General features: G+C 71.6%; 1 protein-coding gene. It reads right to left on the reverse strand.

The features are described 5' to 3' along the window. Positions 1 to 1,027, reverse strand: a 1,027-nt coding sequence (locus B551_RS18545) for a PEP/pyruvate-binding domain-containing protein (protein ID WP_023264762.1), incomplete at both ends; no start/stop codon positions are given.

Here is a 1,027-nt window from a genome sequence, read left to right on the forward strand (position 1 = left end):
AGCGCAGCATGCGCAGGCTGCGGGCGAGCCGGTCGCCCGTGGTCGGCGCCGGCACCGCGATCTCCGGCTGCGTGCCGCCAAGCAGGCGGTTGACCGCTTCGGGACGCACGCCCAGCGCGTCGTAGCACTCCCATTGCATCAGCGACACGTCCAGATACAGGCGGCCGTCGAACAGCGCCGCGTGCTCGGTGCCGGGCAGGATCGGATAGCCGGACAGCGAGAAGCCGAGCGTCAGCATCCGGTTCGCCATCGTGCGGCAGCCGTGCCAGTCCAGCGCGGACAGCGGATCGGGCATGATCTCGCGGGTATTGCCGCGCGACCAGTAGCGCGGCTGCTCGCGCAGCGCCGGATAGGTGTGGCGCGCCCGCGCGGTGACGGGCCGCGCCTGCACGATCCAGAAACGCTCGCCGTCCCAGACCCATTCGATGTCGTAGCGGGGATTGGCGAAGTCGAGCGCGCCGGCGGCATCGCGCGCCAGTTCGCCAAGCGCGATGGCCTGCGCGTCGGACAGTACCGCCTGGGCGGCCTGCTGCGCGGGCGTGTCGATCGCCGTGGTGCCGCCGCCGGGGAGCAGTTGCGTCATCCTTTGCTTGCCGCCCAGGCGGCGCGCGATGACGCGCAGCGCGTCGTCGCCATCGGTGCTTTCGTTGCTCTGCAGCCGGTACTCGTCGCCGTCGGCCTGTCCGCTGACCAGCGCCTCGCCCAGGCCCCAATGCGCGTGGATCAGCAACTGATCGTCGCGGCCGGACAGCGGATCGCAGGTAAAGGCGACGCCGGCCGCCACCGCGGCCAGCAGCGGCATCACGACCACCGCCATCGCCGGTGCCTCCCCATCGAGGCCGAGGCGTTGCCGGTAGGCGACCGCAGCCGGCTCCCACACCGAATCCCATGCCGCCTGCACCGCCTCGGCGACGGCATCGACGCCGGTCACGTTCAGCCGCGACAGATGGATGCCGGCAAACGACGCTTGAGCCGAATCTTCCTGCGGCGCCGACGAGCGGACCGCCAGCGGCGTCCGCTCCCAATC

It is taken from the genome of Cupriavidus sp. HPC(L) (assembly GCF_000307735.3).
Taxonomy (GTDB): Bacteria; Pseudomonadota; Gammaproteobacteria; order Burkholderiales; family Burkholderiaceae; genus Cupriavidus.